16 protein-coding genes are annotated in these 15,117 nt (G+C 66.2%); 15 read left to right on the top strand and 1 reads right to left on the bottom strand.

What is annotated here, in order from left to right:
* The first annotated feature begins 92 nt into the window (after positions 1 to 92).
* From tilS to rpoS, 15 genes are all read left to right on the top strand, one after another.
* Positions 93 to 1,406, top strand: coding sequence for a tRNA lysidine(34) synthetase TilS (gene tilS, locus ACG10_RS15470; RefSeq protein ID WP_089168890.1), 1,314 nt, complete (start codon positions 93 to 95; stop codon positions 1,404 to 1,406).
* Positions 1,407 to 1,563: 157 nt separating this feature from the next.
* Positions 1,564 to 3,195, top strand: a complete 1,632-nt coding sequence (locus tag ACG10_RS15465; protein WP_089168889.1) for a CTP synthase — start codon at positions 1,564 to 1,566, stop codon at positions 3,193 to 3,195.
* A 3-nt stretch (positions 3,196 to 3,198) separates the two neighbouring features.
* Entirely contained in the window at positions 3,199 to 4,044 is an 846-nt protein-coding gene (gene kdsA / locus ACG10_RS15460; protein ID WP_089168888.1) for a 3-deoxy-8-phosphooctulonate synthase, read from the top strand.
* Positions 4,045 to 4,084: 40 nt separating this feature from the next.
* Entirely contained in the window at positions 4,085 to 5,374 is a 1,290-nt protein-coding gene (gene eno, locus ACG10_RS15455) for a phosphopyruvate hydratase (protein ID WP_089168887.1), read from the top strand.
* A gap of 108 nt (positions 5,375 to 5,482) precedes the next feature.
* The gene (gene ftsB, locus ACG10_RS15450) at positions 5,483 to 5,770 is read left to right on the top strand and encodes a cell division protein FtsB (RefSeq protein ID WP_089168886.1); all 288 of its coding nucleotides are present in this window, start codon (positions 5,483 to 5,485) and stop codon (positions 5,768 to 5,770) included.
* Positions 5,767 to 6,474, top strand: a complete 708-nt coding sequence (ispD, locus tag ACG10_RS15445) for a 2-C-methyl-D-erythritol 4-phosphate cytidylyltransferase (protein WP_089168885.1) — start codon at positions 5,767 to 5,769, stop codon at positions 6,472 to 6,474. The genes ftsB and ispD overlap by 4 nt, the downstream gene beginning before the upstream one ends.
* Before the next feature lie 115 nt (positions 6,475 to 6,589).
* Positions 6,590 to 7,705 (top strand): S-(hydroxymethyl)glutathione dehydrogenase/class III alcohol dehydrogenase, encoded by a 1,116-nt coding sequence (locus ACG10_RS15440; RefSeq protein WP_089168884.1) that lies wholly within the window; start codon positions 6,590 to 6,592, stop codon positions 7,703 to 7,705.
* A 163-nt stretch (positions 7,706 to 7,868) separates the two neighbouring features.
* On the top strand, positions 7,869 to 8,714 hold the full coding sequence (gene fghA / locus ACG10_RS15435; RefSeq protein WP_089168883.1) for an S-formylglutathione hydrolase: 846 nt from the start codon (positions 7,869 to 7,871) through the stop codon (positions 8,712 to 8,714).
* A gap of 70 nt (positions 8,715 to 8,784) precedes the next feature.
* Positions 8,785 to 9,258, top strand: a complete 474-nt coding sequence (gene ispF, locus ACG10_RS15430) for a 2-C-methyl-D-erythritol 2,4-cyclodiphosphate synthase (protein ID WP_089168882.1) — start codon at positions 8,785 to 8,787, stop codon at positions 9,256 to 9,258.
* Entirely contained in the window at positions 9,255 to 10,313 is a 1,059-nt protein-coding gene (truD, locus tag ACG10_RS15425; RefSeq protein WP_089168881.1) for a tRNA pseudouridine(13) synthase TruD, read from the top strand. The genes ispF and truD overlap by 4 nt, the downstream gene beginning before the upstream one ends.
* Positions 10,301 to 11,050, top strand: a complete 750-nt coding sequence (gene surE, locus ACG10_RS15420; protein ID WP_089168880.1) for a 5'/3'-nucleotidase SurE — start codon at positions 10,301 to 10,303, stop codon at positions 11,048 to 11,050. Before truD ends, surE begins: the two co-directional genes overlap by 13 nt.
* Positions 11,050 to 11,727, top strand: a complete 678-nt coding sequence (locus ACG10_RS15415; protein WP_089168879.1) for a protein-L-isoaspartate(D-aspartate) O-methyltransferase — start codon at positions 11,050 to 11,052, stop codon at positions 11,725 to 11,727. Before surE ends, ACG10_RS15415 begins: the two co-directional genes overlap by 1 nt.
* An 18-nt stretch (positions 11,728 to 11,745) precedes the next feature.
* Positions 11,746 to 12,684 (top strand): DUF368 domain-containing protein, encoded by a 939-nt coding sequence (locus ACG10_RS15410; RefSeq protein ID WP_089168878.1) that lies wholly within the window; start codon positions 11,746 to 11,748, stop codon positions 12,682 to 12,684.
* A 51-nt stretch (positions 12,685 to 12,735) separates the two neighbouring features.
* A complete protein-coding gene (locus ACG10_RS15405; protein ID WP_089168877.1) occupies positions 12,736 to 13,590 on the top strand; it encodes a peptidoglycan DD-metalloendopeptidase family protein in 855 nt (284 codons plus the stop codon).
* Positions 13,591 to 13,689: 99 nt separating this feature from the next.
* Positions 13,690 to 14,691 (top strand): RNA polymerase sigma factor RpoS, encoded by a 1,002-nt coding sequence (rpoS, locus tag ACG10_RS15400; protein ID WP_039802688.1) that lies wholly within the window; start codon positions 13,690 to 13,692, stop codon positions 14,689 to 14,691.
* Between the two features lie 86 nt (positions 14,692 to 14,777).
* Here the strand turns inward: rpoS and fdxA are convergent, their stop codons facing one another.
* Positions 14,778 to 15,101 carry a ferredoxin FdxA gene (gene fdxA, locus ACG10_RS15395; RefSeq protein WP_039802689.1) on the bottom strand — a complete coding sequence of 108 codons (324 nt, stop codon included), beginning with the start codon at positions 15,099 to 15,101 and terminating at the stop codon, positions 14,778 to 14,780.
* Positions 15,102 to 15,117 lie beyond the last annotated feature (16 nt).

The raw sequence follows: 15,117 nt of genomic DNA, 5'->3' as shown, positions 1-15,117 counted from the left end.
CGTGCCTGGCCCGTTTGGGATCTGTCGGTCGGCTGCTGTGCCGCGCGGTGGCTTCCGGTCCACCGCGCTGACGCTTGCGTGATTTTCCTTGCATGACCCTGGAGTCTCGCCTGCTCGCCGTCCTGGCTCCCTGGCGCGATACGCCGGGCTGGCGCCTGGCCTTTTCCGGCGGGCTGGACTCTACCGTCCTCCTGCACCTGCTGGTCCGGCTCGGCCGGCGGCACCGCTTGCCGCCGCTGACCGCCCTGCATGTACATCATGGTCTGCAGCGCGTGGCCGATGACTGGCCGGAGCATTGCCGGCAGGTCTGCGCGCGGCTGGGGGTTCCCCTGCAGGTTCTCCGGGTTCGTGTCGAGGCGGGCGCCAGCCTCGAGCGCGCCGCCCGTGAGGCGCGCTACCGGGCCTTTGCTGAGCTCTTGGGGGAGGGCGAGTTGCTGTTGACGGCGCAGCACCAGGACGATCAGGCGGAAACCCTGCTGTTCCGCCTGCTGCGCGGGGCCGGGGTGCGCGGTCTGGCGGCCATGCCGGGTATGCGTCCGCTCGGTCGTGGCCGGCTGCTGCGGCCCCTGCTGGAGGTTTCCCGCGGCGAGCTGGAGCGCTATGCCGTCGCGCAGGGGTTGCGGTGGGTCGAGGACCCCTCCAACCGCGATCAGCACTTTTCCCGCAACTTTCTGCGTCACCGGGTGTTGCCGCTGCTTGCCGAGCGCTGGCCGCAGGCCACGCGGAGCATGGCTCGCAGCGCCGCGCACATGGCCGAAGCCCGGGAACTGCTGGACGATCTGGCACGGCTGGACCTGGCCGTCGCCGGGGATGAAGGTGATTTTTCCTGGCTCGGGCTGCCGTCGCTGGCTCTGGCGCCGCTGCTTGGGCTGTCCCCGGCGCGCCAGCGCAATGCCCTGCGCCATTGGCTGGAGCCCTTCACGCTCCTGCCGGATACCGACCACTGGGCGGGCTGGGAGGCGCTATGCAAGGCGGCGCCGGAGGCGGCACCGGTCTGGCGCCTGGCCCGGGGCGAGGTGCAGCGGGGTGCCGGGCGGATCTGGTGGCTTGCTGGCGACTGGCTGCAGCCGCCCGTCGGGCCGCTGTCCTGGATCGAACCGACAGTGCCGCTGGCGCTGCCGGGCAACGGCTGCCTGCAACTGCAGGGCCGGGGGCCGGGCGGTCCTCTCAAGGTGCGCTACCGGCAGGGCGGCGAGGTGCTGGCCGTGGCGGGGCGCGGCCATCGTGACCTCAAGCGCCTGCTCAACGAGCGTGGCCTGCCGGGCTTCGTCCGTGGCCGTCTGCCGCTGCTCTATCGCGGCGCCGAGCTGCTTGCAGTGGCCGCGCTGCCCGGCCTCGACGGGCCGCCCGACGGGGCCTGGAGTCTGTTGTGGCGGCCGCCGGAAAATGTCGAAAATTTGAGCTGAAAAACCCTTTCCGGTAGACTACGCTCCCGTCTTACATCGCCACTGCGGGCTCCAGCCAGGGAACCCGCAGTGTCTTGCTGTTGTCGCACAGTGCGCAATCGCTCCTTCGCTTCCCCGGCGGCGCCGGCCGCTTAAACGCAGACTTCTAGGGTTATTCATGACGCGCTACATCTTCGTCACGGGCGGTGTTGTTTCTTCATTGGGGAAAGGCATCGCATCGGCATCCTTGGCGGCTATCCTGGAGGCGCGGGGGCTGAAGGTCACCCTGCTCAAACTGGATCCCTACATCAACGTCGATCCGGGCACCATGAGCCCCTTCCAGCACGGCGAGGTGTTCGTCACCCAGGACGGAGCCGAGACCGACCTCGACCTGGGTCACTACGAGCGCTTCGTGCGCACCACCATGACCCGCAACAACAACTTCACCACCGGTCGTGTCTACGAGGAGGTGCTGCGCAAGGAGCGCCGCGGCGACTACCTGGGCGCGACCATCCAGGTCATCCCGCACATCACCGACGAGATCAAGCGGCGCATCATCAAGGGTGCCGGTGATGCCGACGTGGCCATGGTGGAGATCGGCGGCACCGTCGGCGACATCGAGTCCCAGCCATTCCTCGAGGCGATCCGCCAGCTGCGCCTGGAAGTGGGCGCCAAGCGTGCGATGCTGATCCACCTGACTCTGGTGCCCTACATCGCCACCGCCGGCGAGACCAAGACCAAGCCGACCCAGCACTCGGTGAAGGAGCTGCGCTCCATCGGCCTGCAGCCGGATGTGCTGATCTGCCGCTCCGACCACCCGATCGACATCTCCTCGCGGCGCAAGATCGCGCTCTTCACCAACGTGGAGGAGCGCGCGGTGATCGCCCTGGAAGACGTCGACACCATCTACAAGATCCCTTCGGTGCTGCATGCCCAGGGCCTCGACGACATCGTCGTCGAGCGCTTCGGTCTGGAATGCAAGGGTGCCGACCTCGCCGAATGGGAGCGCGTGGTCGATGCCAAGCTGCATCCGGAGAAGGAAGTCACCATCGCCATGGTCGGCAAGTACATGGAGCTGCTGGATGCCTACAAGTCGCTGATCGAGGCCATGGGGCATGCCGGTATCCAGACCCGCACCCGCGTCAACCTGCGCTACATCGACTCGGAAGACATCGAGAACCAGGGCACTGCGCTGCTGGAAGGCGCCGACGCCATCCTGGTGCCGGGCGGCTTCGGCCTGCGCGGGGTGGAGGGCAAGGTCGCCGCGGTCAGGTATGCCCGCGAGAACCGGATCCCCTACCTGGGCATCTGCCTCGGCATGCAGGTGGCGGTGATCGAGTACGCCCGCAACGTGCTGGGCTGGGCGGATGCCAACTCCACGGAATTCGACAAGTCTTCCGGCCATCCGGTGGTCGGCCTGATCACCGAATGGCAGGACGCCACCGGCGCCACCGAAACCCGCACCGAGTCCTCCGACCTGGGCGGCACCATGCGTCTCGGTGCCCAGGACTGCCAGCTGGAGGGTGGCTCCCAGGTGCGCCAGTGCTACGGCCGGGATGTGATCGTCGAGCGTCACCGCCATCGCTACGAAGTCAACAACAACCTGTTGTCGCAGCTGACCGAGGCCGGCCTCAAGGTCACCGGCCGCTCCGGCGACGGCGCGCTGGTGGAGGTGATCGAGGTGGCCGACCATCCCTGGTTCGTTGCCTGCCAGTTCCACCCGGAATTCACCTCGACTCCGCGCGACGGCCATCCGCTGTTCAGCGGCTTCGTCAACGCCGCGCTCGCGCAGAAAGCCCGGAAGGCCTGAACCATGACCCAGAAGACCATTCGAGTCGGCACTATCGAGATCGCCAACGACAAGCCCATGGTGCTGTTCGGCGGGATGAACGTGCTGGAGTCGCGCGACCTGGCGCTGAAGGTCTGCGAGGAATACGTGCGGGTCACCGAGAAGCTCGGCATCCCCTACGTGTTCAAGGCCAGCTTCGACAAGGCCAATCGCTCCTCGATCACCTCCTACCGCGGCCCTGGCCTCGAAGAGGGCATGAGGATCTTCGAGGAAGTGAAGAAGACCTTCGGCGTGCCAGTGCTCACCGACGTTCACGAGCCGTATCAGGCGGCGCCGGTGGCGGAAGTCTGCGACATCCTCCAGCTGCCGGCCTTTCTCTCCCGGCAGACCGACCTGGTGGTCGCCATGGCGAAAACCGGTGCGGTGATCAACATCAAGAAGGCCCAGTTCCTCGCCCCGCAGGAGATGAAGCACATCCTCGCGAAGTGCGAGGAGGCCGGCAACGACCAACTGATCCTCTGCGAGCGCGGCACCTCCTTCGGCTACAACAACCTGGTGGTCGACATGCTCGGCTTCGGCATCATGAAGCAGTTCGAGTACCCGGTGTTCTTCGACGTGACCCACGCCCTGCAGATGCCGGGCGGGCGCGCCGACTCCGCCGGCGGCCGCCGCGCCCAGGTCACCGACCTGGCCAAGGCTGGTATCAGCCAGGGGCTGGCCGGACTGTTCCTCGAGGCCCATCCGGACCCCGACAACGCCAAGTGCGACGGTCCCTGCGCCCTGCGTCTGGACAAGCTCGAGCCCTTCCTCGCCCAGCTCAAGCAGCTGGACGATCTGGTCAAGAAATTCCCGCCAATCGAAACTGCTTGAACCCTGTCGCTTGCAGCTATCTATGGAGTGTTGAACAACAATGGCAAAGATCGTCGACATCAAGGGACGCGAAGTGCTCGACTCCCGTGGCAACCCCACCGTGGAAGCCGACGTGATTCTCGACAATGGCATCATCGGCAGTGCTTGCGCCCCGTCCGGTGCCTCCACCGGTTCCCGCGAGGCGCTGGAGCTGCGTGACGGTGACAAGGCGCGCTATCTGGGCAAGGGTGTGCTGAAGGCCGTGGCCAACGTCAACGGTCCCATCCGCGACCTGCTGCTGGGCAAGGATCCGGCTGACCAGAAGGCGCTGGACCAGGCGATGATCGAGCTGGATGGCACCGAGAACAAGGCCAGTCTGGGCGCCAACGCGATCCTCGCCGTGTCCCTGGCCGCCGCCAAGGCCGCCGCCAAGGACAAGGGCGTGCCGCTCTATGCGCACATCGCCGACCTGAACGGCACCCCGGGCGTCTACTCCATGCCGGTGCCGATGATGAACATCATCAACGGCGGCGAACATGCCGACAACAACGTCGACATCCAGGAGTTCATGGTGCAGCCGGTCGGTGCCAAGAGCTTCGCCGACGCGCTGCGCATGGGTGCCGAGATCTTCCACAACCTCAAGGCCGTGCTGAAGGCCCGTGGCCTCAACACCGCGGTGGGCGACGAAGGCGGCTTCGCGCCGAACCTGGCTTCCAACGAGGATGCCCTGGCCGCCATTGCCGAGGCCGTCGAGAAGGCCGGCTACCAGCTGGGCACTGACGTGACCCTGGCCCTGGACTGCGCCTCCAGCGAGTTCTACAAGGATGGCAAGTACGACCTGGCCGGCGAAGGCAAGGTATTCGACGCCGCCGGTTTTGCCGACTACCTGGCCGGGCTGACCCAGCGCTACCCGATCATCTCCATCGAGGACGGCATGGACGAGTCCGACTGGGCGGGCTGGAAGGGCCTGACCGAGAAGATCGGCGAGAAGGTGCAGCTGGTCGGCGACGACCTGTTCGTCACCAACACCAAGATCCTCAGAGAGGGCATCGAGAAGGGCATCGGCAACTCGATCCTGATCAAGTTCAACCAGATCGGCTCGCTGACCGAAACCCTGGAAGCCATCCAGATGGCCAAGGCTGCCGGCTACACCGCGGTGATCTCCCACCGCAGCGGCGAAACCGAAGACAGCACCATCGCCGACCTGGCCGTCGGCACCGCCGCCGGGCAGATCAAGACCGGCTCGCTGTGCCGCTCCGACCGCGTATCCAAGTACAACCAGCTGCTGCGCATCGAGGAGCAACTGGGCGCCAAGGCTCCGTACAAGGGCCGTGCCGAGTTCCGCGGCTGATCGCGGTATGCTTTGAAAAAGGGGCGGCGCAAGCTGCCCCTTTTCGTATGGAGCAAGTCCATGGACAGAGCGCTGGCGAGGCGCCTTGCCTTAGAGTGGAATATCCACATGTCATTCCTGCGTAGTCACTACTGGCTTTTCGTCGTGCTGGGCCTGCTGCTGGGCGGTCTGCAGTATCGCCTGTGGGTGGGCGATGGCAGCCTGGCGCAGGTGACCGATCTGAAGCGGCAGATCTCCGAACAGCAGCGCGAGAACGAGCGCCTGCACGAGCGCAACCGGATTCTCGAGGCCGAGGTGCGCGAGCTGAAGAAGGGGATGGAAACCGTCGAGGAGCGCGCCCGGCATGAGCTCGGCATGGTCAAGGAAGGCGAAACCCTCTATCAGCTGACCAAATGAACGTTTCCAACCTGCCATTCTTCTGGGCCGTGATCCCGGCGGCCGGCATCGGCAGCCGCATGCGCGCCGATCGCCCCAAGCAATATCTGTCGCTCGGCGGCAGAACCATCCTGGAACATACCCTCGACTGCTTCCTCGGCCACCCCCGCCTGAAGGGGCTGGCGGTCAGCCTGGCGGCAGACGATCCCTACTGGCCGCTGCTGCCCTGTGCGGGCGACGGGCGCATTCTGCGAGCCGCCGGCGGCAGCGAACGGGCCGATTCGGTGTTCAATGCCCTGCAGCTGCTCGCCGGACAAGGCGCGGAGGCGTCCGACTGGGTGCTGGTGCACGATGCGGCGCGCCCGAACCTGGTCCGCGCCGATCTGGACCGGCTGCTCGCCGAGCTGGCCGAAGACCCGGTGGGCGGACTGCTGGCGGTGCCGGCGCGGGACACCCTGAAACGCGCCGGTGCCGATGGCCGGGTGCGTCAGACCGTGGACCGCTCGGTGATCTGGCAGGCCTACACGCCGCAGATGTTCCGCCTCGGCGCGTTGCACCAGGCGCTGGGCGATGCGCTGCAGGCCGGCGTGGCGATCACCGACGAATCCTCCGCGATGGAGTGGGCCGGACAGGCGCCGCGGCTGATCGAGGGGCGTGCGGACAACCTGAAGATCACCCGTCCTGAGGATCTGGAGTGGCTGGCCCGGCGCTGGGCGGACGACTGAGCGCCCAGTCACTGCTCGTCGGAAGGGCTGGCGGGAATCTTTTCCCGATGACCGGTCATCCCCTCCGACCCTTGAATTAGACTTCTGCTTTTCCAACGCGTCGAGATTGCCTGTCATGACCATCAAATCCCGTGCCGCCGTCGCTTTCGGCCCGAACCAGCCGCTGCAAGTCGTCGAGGTGGATGTGGCGCCGCCGCAGAAGGGCGAGGTGCTGGTACGCATCGTCGCCACCGGCGTCTGCCATACCGATGCCTACACCCTCTCGGGGCAGGACTCCGAAGGCGTGTTTCCGTGCATCCTGGGCCACGAGGGCGGCGGCATCGTCGAGGCGGTGGGCGAGGGCGTCACCTCGCTTGCGGTCGGTGACCACGTGATACCGCTGTATACCGCCGAATGCCGCGAGTGCAAGTTCTGCAAGTCCGGCAAGACCAACCTGTGCCAGGCGGTGCGCGCCACCCAGGGCAAGGGCCTGATGCCGGACGGTACCACCCGCTTCAGCTACCAGGGCCAGCCGATCTACCACTACATGGGTTGCTCGACCTTCTCCGAGTACACCGTGCTGCCGGAAATCTCCCTGGCCAGGATCCCCAAGGACGCGCCGCTGGAGAAGGTCTGCCTGCTCGGCTGCGGCGTGACTACCGGTATCGGCGCGGTGCTCAACACCGCCAAGGTCACCGAGGGCTCCACCGTGGCCATCTTCGGTCTGGGCGGCATCGGTCTGGCGGCGATCATCGGCGCGAAGATGGCCAAGGCCTCGCGGATCATCGGCATCGACATCAACCCGGCCAAGTTCGAGGTCGCCAGGCAACTGGGCGCCACCGACTTCGTCAATCCGAAGGATCACGAGAAGCCGATCCAGGAGGTCATCGTCGAGATGACCGACGGCGGCGTGGATTACAGCTTCGAGTGCATCGGCAACGTGCAACTGATGCGCGCGGCGCTGGAGTGCTGCCACAAGGGCTGGGGCGAGTCGACCATCATCGGCGTGGCGCCGGCCGGCGCCGAGATCAGTACCCGGCCGTTCCAGCTGGTCACCGGTCGGGTCTGGCGCGGCTCGGCCTTCGGTGGCGTCAAGGGGCGCACCGAACTGCCGAGCTACGTGGAGAAGGCGCAGAAGGGCGAGATCCCGCTGGATACCTTCATCACCCACACCATGGGCTTGGAGGACATCAACAAGGCCTTCGACCTGATGCATGAAGGCAAGAGCATCCGCACCGTCATCCATTTTTAAGCCGAACGTGAGCGTAGGGTGGGTTAGGCTGCAGGCCGTAACCCACCAACCGGCCCGCCAGGCCGGCCAGGCCGGCCAACAAGGGCGATGCCTCTCGGCATCGACGGTGGGTTACGCTGCTGCGCGGCTAACCCTCCCGGCTAGACTACCTTGGGATTTGTCCATGACCCTCGAACTGCTCTCCAGTCAGAAAAGCTTCGGCGGCTGGCACAACCGCTACCGTCACCGCTCCGCCAGCCTGAACTGCGACATGGTGTTCGCCGTCTACCTGCCGCCGCAGGCGGAGCAGGGTGGTCGACTGCCGGTGCTCTACTGGCTGAGCGGCCTGACCTGCACCGACGAGAACTTCATGCAGAAGGCCGGCGCGCACCGGCTCGCCGCCGAACTGGGGCTGGTCCTGGTCGCGCCGGATACCAGCCCGCGCGGTGCCGAGGTGCCGGGCGATCCGGACGGTGCCTGGGATTTCGGCCACGGCGCCGGTTTCTACCTGAATGCCACCGAAGAGCCTTGGGCGCGGCATTACCGCATGCACGACTACGTGGTGCACGAGCTGCCGACACTGGTCGAGGCCGGCTTTCCGGTGAACGAGCGGCGCGGCATCAGCGGCCATTCCATGGGCGGTCATGGTGCGCTGGTCTGCGCCCTGCGCAATCCGGGGCGCTACCGCTCGCTGTCGGCCTTCGCGCCGATCGCCAACCCGAGCAACTGCCCCTGGGGTGAGAAGGCCTTCAGTCGCTATCTGGGCGGGGATCGCGAGCGCTGGAAGGGCTGGGATACCTGCGCGCTGCTCGCCGAAGCCGAGGAGCGCCTGCCGATCCTGGTGGACCAGGGCGATGCCGACGGCTTCCTTGTCGAGCAGCTCAGGCCCGAGGCCATGCAGGCTGCCGCGGCGGCGGTCGGGCATCCGCTGACCCTGCGCCTGCAGCCAGGCTACGAGCATGGCTACTACTTCATCGCCAGCTTCATCGACGATCACCTGCGCCATCATGCTGCAGCGCTGAATCTGTAGGCGCAGGTTGCCTCCTGTCGGACTGCGAGTCCTGTAGAATCACGGCCCGACTTCTCAGGGCATTCTTATCATGCGTATCGGCCACGGCTATGACGTGCACCGCTTCGCCGAGGGCGATTGCGTCACCCTCGGCGGGGTACGGATTCCCCACCGTTTCGGGCTGCTCGCCCATTCCGACGGTGATGTGCTGCTGCATGCGCTCTGCGACGCGCTGCTCGGCGCCGCGGCGCTGGGCGATATCGGCCGGCACTTCCCGGATACCGACCCGCAGTTCAAGGGGGCCGACAGCCGCGTGCTGCTGCGTCATGTCGTGGCCCTGGTACGCGGCAAGGGCTGGCAGGTCGGCAACGTCGACGCCACCATCGTCGCCCAGGCACCGAAGATGGCCCCGCATGTCGAGTGCATGCGCGCGCTGATCGCCGAGGACCTGCAGGTCGGGCCGGACCAGGTCAACGTCAAGGCCACCACCACCGAGAGGCTCGGCTTCACCGGCCGCGAGGAGGGCATCGCCGTGTATGCGGTGGCCCTGCTGCTGCCGCTATGACGGAGCTCGAGCTGCTCGGGCCCAGGGCCCATGGCGAAGCCTGCGGCCAGGCGGTGCTCAAGGCCTGCGCGGAGGACTTCCAGGTCGACGAGGTGCTGGACATCCCGCTGAGCGGGCAGGGCGAGCACCTCTGGCTGTGGGTGGAGAAGCGCGGGCTGAATACCGAGGAGGCGGCGCGGCGCCTCGCCCGCGCCGCCGGGATGCCGCTGAAGGCGATCAGCTATGCCGGCCTGAAGGACCGCCAGGCGCTGACCCGCCAGTGGTTCAGCCTGCACCTGCCGGGCAAGGCCGATCCCGATCTCGCTGCCGTGGAAGGCGACAGCCTGCGCATCCTCGAGCGCACCCGCCATTCGCGCAAACTGCAGCGCGGCGCCCATGCGGCCAACGGTTTCACCCTGCGCCTGACCGGCCTCGCCGCCGATCACCCGGCGCTGGATTCGCGTCTGGAGCGACTCCGTCGCGAGGGGGTGCCCAACTACTTCGGCCTGCAGCGCTTCGGCCACGACGGCGGCAACCTCGTCGAGGCCCGGGCCTTCGCCGCACGGCGGGAGCTGCCGGGGCAGCGCAACCTGCGCTCGCGGCTGCTCTCGGCGGCGCGCAGCTACCTGTTCAACCGGGTGCTCGCCGAGCGGGTCGCGGCCGGCAGCTGGAATCGGGCGCAGCCGGGCGATCTGCTGGCTTTCACCGACAGCCGCAGCTTCTTCATGGCGGGAGAGGCCGAGTGCGCGGACCCACGCCTGGCGCTGCTCGACCTGCATCCCACCGGACCGCTCTGGGGGGCGGGCGACTCTCCGGCCGGCGCGGCCGCCAAGGCACTGGAGGAGACTGCCGGCCGGCGAGAGGCTCCGCTGTGCGACTGGCTGGGGGAAGCGGGCCTGGTGCACGAACGGCGCATCCTGCGCCTCCCCATCGCTCGGCTGGCGTGGCATTATCCCACTACCGACATCTTGCAACTGGAATTCGTCCTGCCGGCCGGCTGCTTCGCCACTGTGGTGGTCCGCGAGCTCGTCGATCTGCTGCCGGCGGGTCCTATGGACACTTCATGCGTATTCTGATCGCCAACGACGATGGGGTATATGCCCCCGGCATCGCCGCGCTTCACGACGCTCTGGCCGATATGGCCGAGTGTGTGGTCGTCGCCCCCATCAAGGACATGAGTGGCGTCAGCAGTTCGCTGACCCTGGATCGGCCACTGCACCCGCAACCCTTGCCGAACGGCTTCATCGCCCTCGACGGGACGCCCACCGACTGCGTCCACCTGGGGCTCAACGGCCTGCTGGAGCCGGTCCCGGACATGGTGGTGTCCGGCATCAACCTGGGCGCCAACCTGGGTGACGACGTGCTCTATTCGGGGACCGTGGCGGCTGCCATCGAGGGGCGTTTCTGCAACCGGCCGGCCTTTGCCTTCTCGCTGCTGTCGCACCAGCCGGACAACCTGCCGACGGCCGCGCACATCGCCCGCACCCTGGTCGAGCACCACGAGCGGCTCGAGCTGCCGCCGCGCACCGTGCTCAGCGTGAACATCCCCAACCTGCCGCTCGACCACATCCGCGGCATCCGCCTGTGCCGCCTCGGCCATCGGGCGCGGGCCAAGGCACCGGTCAGGATGGTCAATCCGCGTGGCAGGGAGGGCTACTGGATCTCGGTGGCCGGCGATGTCGAGGACGGCGGTCCGGGAACCGATTTCCACGCCGTGATGCAGGGCTATGTATCGATCACCCCGCTGCAGCTTGACCGCACCTTCCACGAGGCGTTCGCCGGTCTTGACGGCTGGCTGGAGGGCTTGCTCTGATGCGCCGCCGGCATGACGACCTGTTGCACAGTGGCATCGGCATGACCTCGCAGCGCACCCGCGAGCGGCTGATCCAGCGCCTCTGCGAGGAGGGCCTGTCCAGTGCCCCGGTGCTCGAGGTGATCCGCCGCACGCCGCGCCATCTGTTCGTCGACGAGGCCCTGGCGCACCGGGCCTACGAGGACACCGCCCTGCCGATCGGCCACAACCAGACGATTTCCCAGCCCTACATGGTCGGTCGCATGACCGAGCTGCTGCTCGCCGGCGGTCCGCTGGACAAGGTGCTGGAGATCGGCACCGGTTCCGGCTACCAGACCGCGGTGCTGGCGCAGCTGGTGGAGCGGGTGTTCTCCGTGGAGCGGATCCAGACGCTGCAGGAGCGTGCCAAGGAGCGACTGCTCGAACTCAAGGTGCGCAATGTGGTCTTTCGCTGGGGCGACGGCTGGGAAGGCTGGCCAGCGCTGGCGCCCTACAATGGGATCATGGTCACTGCCGCCGCTCCGGACGTGCCGCTGGCACTGCTGGAGCAGCTGGCCCCCGGCGGTCGTCTGGTCATTCCGGTAGGCTCCGGCGACGAGCAGCAGTTGCTGCTGATCGTGCGCGAGGCTGACGGCTTTCGTCGTCATGTGCTGGAAACCGTGCGCTTCGTGCCCTTGCTCCAAGGTTCCTTGTTCTGACCGTTCTGGATGGGCTCCGTGAAATCCTCCTTGCTGCTTTTTCTCAAAGGTGCCGCCATGGGGGCGGCCGATGTCGTGCCCGGTGTCTCGGGCGGTACCGTCGCCTTCATCAGTGGTATCTATGACGAGCTGCTGCACTCCATCGGCCGTTTGCCCGGCGCGTTGCCGCTGCTGCTGCGCGGGCGCTTCGTGGAAGCCTGGCAGCGTGCCAATGCGACCTTCCTGCTGGTCCTCCTGAGCGGCATCCTCGGTAGCGTGTTCAGCCTAGCGCGATTGATCACCTGGCTGCTGGAGCATCAGCCGATTCCGGTCTGGTCGTTCTTCTTCGGGCTGATCGTGGTATCGAGCTGGCTGGTCGGTCGCGAGATCAGCCGCTGGAGTTGGCCGGGCTGGTTGAGCTTCGCGCTGGGCGCGCTGTTCGCCTGGTGGATCACCGTGGCGGCGCCGATGCAGTGGGGACATGATCCCCTGAACCTGTTCTTCGCCGGTGCCATTGCCATCTGCGCGATGATCCTGCCGGGCATTTCCGGCAGCTTCCTGCTGGTGCTGATGGGGCTGTACAGCTTCGTGCTCGATGCGGTCAGGGGGGTCGATCTGTCCGTGCTGCTGGTGTTCGCCGCAGGCTGCGCCTGTGGCCTGCTCAGCTTCGCCCGCCTGCTCGGCTGGATGCTGGCGAACATGCGCAACCTGACCCTGACTTTTCTCACCGGTCTGATGATCGGCTCGCTGAACAAGGTCTGGCCCTGGAAGCAGACGCTGACCTGGCGGACCGGCAGCCATGGGGAGCCTGTGGCGCTGCTGCAGGAAAACCTGTTGCCGGCCGACTTCGCCGTCATCAGCGGACAGGATCCGCAGCTGTTGCTGGCCACCTCCCTGGCCTTGTCCGGCGTCGGGCTGGTGCTGCTTCTCGAGTGGCTGGCCGTCCGCCGCCAGCCGGCAGGCAGTGTTGCCGAGTAACCAGGGTTCGTCGGAATTCCAGTGTCACGTCATCGGAAAGAGGATGCGCGGGTGAGTTTCAGAGTTCTTCAATTTCAGATGGATGGCTGTGCTGCCCGGCTTTCGCTGGCTGGCGTCGCCTTCGCCCTGCTGTTGGCTGGCTGCGCCAGCTCTTCCCGGGACAGCGAGCAGGTGGTGGAACAGCCGGTGACTCCGCGCATTACCAGTGGTCAGCATGTGGTCAGCCGTGGCGAATCGATTTCCTCCATCGCCATGCGCTACGGCTGGGACTGGCGGGAGCTGGCGGCCCGCAATGGCATCGCTGCGCCTTACGTGATTCATCCAGGGCAGAGGATCCAGCTGGGCCCAGCGCGCCAGGGCGACACTGGGCAGACGGTTCGGCAGCCCGCGCCGGCAGCGACCGTCGCTCCCGCAGCCGCTTCGGCGAGGCTGCCCACGGTGGCAACGGCCCCGCTCAAGCCGGCTGAAGGAAAGACCCAGGCGAAACCCGCGGCCACGGCTCCTGACGCCAGGCCGGCGATGTCGTCCCGGTCGCCGTCCGGCTGGGCCTGGCCAGCCGAAGGTCCCTTGGTGGGACGCTTTTCCTCAAACGGTAGTTTGAATAAAGGCATTGATATCGGCGGGCAATTGGGCCAGCCTGTCGTGGCTGCGTCTGATGGATCGGTTGTTTACGCCGGAGGTGGGTTGCGGGGTTACGGCGAGCTGATCATCATCAAACACAGTGACATCTATGTCAGTGCCTACGGTCATAACCGCAGGCTGCTGGTTCGGGAAGGACAACAGGTCAAGGCGGGGCAGACTATTGCCGAGATGGGATCGACGGGCACCGATCGGGTGAAGCTCCATTTCGAGATTCGCCGCCAAGGAAAACCTGTGGATCCCCTGCAGTATCTACCTTCCCGGTGAACCGCTGCAGCCCGCCCCAGTCAGAGATAAGGGCTCAGGTGTCAGCCATGGGATGGCGGCGTCGGAGCTTGTTGTTGAACATAGCAGGGGACAACAACGATGGCTCTCAATATAAAAGCAAAAGAAGCGCCGGAGTTTGATGTAGACGATGTGCTCCTAATGGATGCGGAGATCGTGCTCGAGGATGTCCTGGACGATGAGCCGGACCTTCCCGTAGTGAAGTCCAGGCAGGCCAACCTGAAGCAGCACAAATACATCGACTACAGTCGGGCGCTGGATGCGACCCAGCTTTACCTCAATGAAATCGGTTTCTCGCCGTTGCTGACACCGGCAGAAGAGGTGCATTTCGCACGGCTGGCCCAGCGGGGCGACCCGGCCGGGCGCAAGCGGATGATCGAAAGCAACCTGCGTCTGGTGGTCAAGATCGCCCGGCGCTACGTCAACCGCGGCCTGTCGCTGCTCGACCTGATCGAGGAGGGCAATCTGGGCCTGATTCGGGCGGTGGAGAAGTTCGATCCGGAGCGCGGCTTCCGCTTCTCGACCTACGCCACCTGGTGGATCCGCCAGACCATCGAGCGGGCCATCATGAACCAGACCCGCACCATTCGCCTGCCGATCCATGTGGTCAAGGAGCTCAACGTCTATCTGCGGGCGGCGCGCGAGCTGACCCAGAAGCTCGATCACGAACCTTCGGCGGAGGAGATCGCCAATCTGCTGGAGAAGCCGGTCGCCGAAGTCAAGCGGATGCTCGGGCTCAACGAGCGGGTCACCTCGGTCGATGTCTCGCTGGGGCCGGATTCGGACAAGACTCTGCTCGACGTGCTGACCGATGATCGTCCCTCCGATCCCTGCGACCTGCTGCAGGACGACGACCTGTCGCAGAGCATCGACCAGTGGCTGTTCGACCTGACCGACAAGCAGCGGGAAGTGGTGGTGCGTCGTTTCGGCCTGCGCGGTCATGAGAGCTGCACGCTGGAGGAAGTGGGACAGGAGATCGGCCTGACCCGCGAGCGGGTGCGCCAGATCCAGGTCGAGGCACTAAAGCGCCTGCGGGAAATCCTCGAGAAGAACGGCCTGTCCAGCGACGCCTTGTTCCAGTAGCGAGGTAATGCGTTTGCCGTGAGGTCCGCAGGCTGTGGAAATGAAAAGGCCCGTCGAGTGACGGGCCTTTTCGTTCCGGCGCGGGATCAGCGTTCCAGGTGCTGCAGCTTGCCCTTCACGCCATCCCAGTCTTCCGCGTCGGACAGGGCTTCCTTCTTCTCGGTGATGTTCGGCCAGACTTCCGCCAGATCGGCGTTCAGCTGGATGAACTCCTGCATGTCCTCGGGCACTTCGTCCTCGGAGAAGATCGCCTGGGCCGGGCACTCGGGCTCGCAGAGCGCGCAGTCGATGCACTCGTCCGGGTGGATGACCAGGAAGTTCGGCCCTTCGTAGAAACAGTCTACCGGGCAGACTTCAACACAGTCGGTGTACTTGCATTTGATGCAGTTGTCGGTGACGACGAAGGCCATTCCAGTGTTCTCCTCA

Source organism: Azotobacter chroococcum (genome assembly GCF_002220155.1).
Taxonomy (GTDB): Bacteria; Pseudomonadota; Gammaproteobacteria; order Pseudomonadales; family Pseudomonadaceae; genus Azotobacter; species Azotobacter chroococcum.
The sequence above is the reverse complement of the archived record's forward strand: the minus strand, read 5'-3'. Positions and strand labels throughout refer to the sequence as shown.

Excerpts from the sequence above, each read along its gene's own strand:
- tilS (WP_089168890.1), top strand. The coding sequence starts at position 93 with ATGACCCTGGAGTCTCGCCTGCTCGCCGTCCTGGCTCCCTGGCGCGAT.
- ACG10_RS15465 (WP_089168889.1), top strand. The coding sequence starts at position 1,564 with ATGACGCGCTACATCTTCGTCACGGGCGGTGTTGTTTCTTCATTGGGG.
- kdsA (WP_089168888.1), top strand. The coding sequence starts at position 3,199 with ATGACCCAGAAGACCATTCGAGTCGGCACTATCGAGATCGCCAACGAC.
- eno (WP_089168887.1), top strand. The coding sequence starts at position 4,085 with ATGGCAAAGATCGTCGACATCAAGGGACGCGAAGTGCTCGACTCCCGT.
- ftsB (WP_089168886.1), top strand. The coding sequence starts at position 5,483 with ATGTCATTCCTGCGTAGTCACTACTGGCTTTTCGTCGTGCTGGGCCTG.
- ispD (WP_089168885.1), top strand. The coding sequence starts at position 5,767 with ATGAACGTTTCCAACCTGCCATTCTTCTGGGCCGTGATCCCGGCGGCC.
- ACG10_RS15440 (WP_089168884.1), top strand. The coding sequence starts at position 6,590 with ATGACCATCAAATCCCGTGCCGCCGTCGCTTTCGGCCCGAACCAGCCG.
- fghA (WP_089168883.1), top strand. The coding sequence starts at position 7,869 with ATGACCCTCGAACTGCTCTCCAGTCAGAAAAGCTTCGGCGGCTGGCAC.
- ispF (WP_089168882.1), top strand. The coding sequence starts at position 8,785 with ATGCGTATCGGCCACGGCTATGACGTGCACCGCTTCGCCGAGGGCGAT.
- truD (WP_089168881.1), top strand. The coding sequence starts at position 9,255 with ATGACGGAGCTCGAGCTGCTCGGGCCCAGGGCCCATGGCGAAGCCTGC.
- surE (WP_089168880.1), top strand. The coding sequence starts at position 10,301 with ATGCGTATTCTGATCGCCAACGACGATGGGGTATATGCCCCCGGCATC.
- ACG10_RS15415 (WP_089168879.1), top strand. The coding sequence starts at position 11,050 with ATGCGCCGCCGGCATGACGACCTGTTGCACAGTGGCATCGGCATGACC.
- rpoS (WP_039802688.1), top strand. The coding sequence starts at position 13,690 with ATGGCTCTCAATATAAAAGCAAAAGAAGCGCCGGAGTTTGATGTAGAC.
- fdxA (WP_039802689.1), bottom strand. The coding sequence starts at position 15,101 with ATGGCCTTCGTCGTCACCGACAACTGCATCAAATGCAAGTACACCGAC.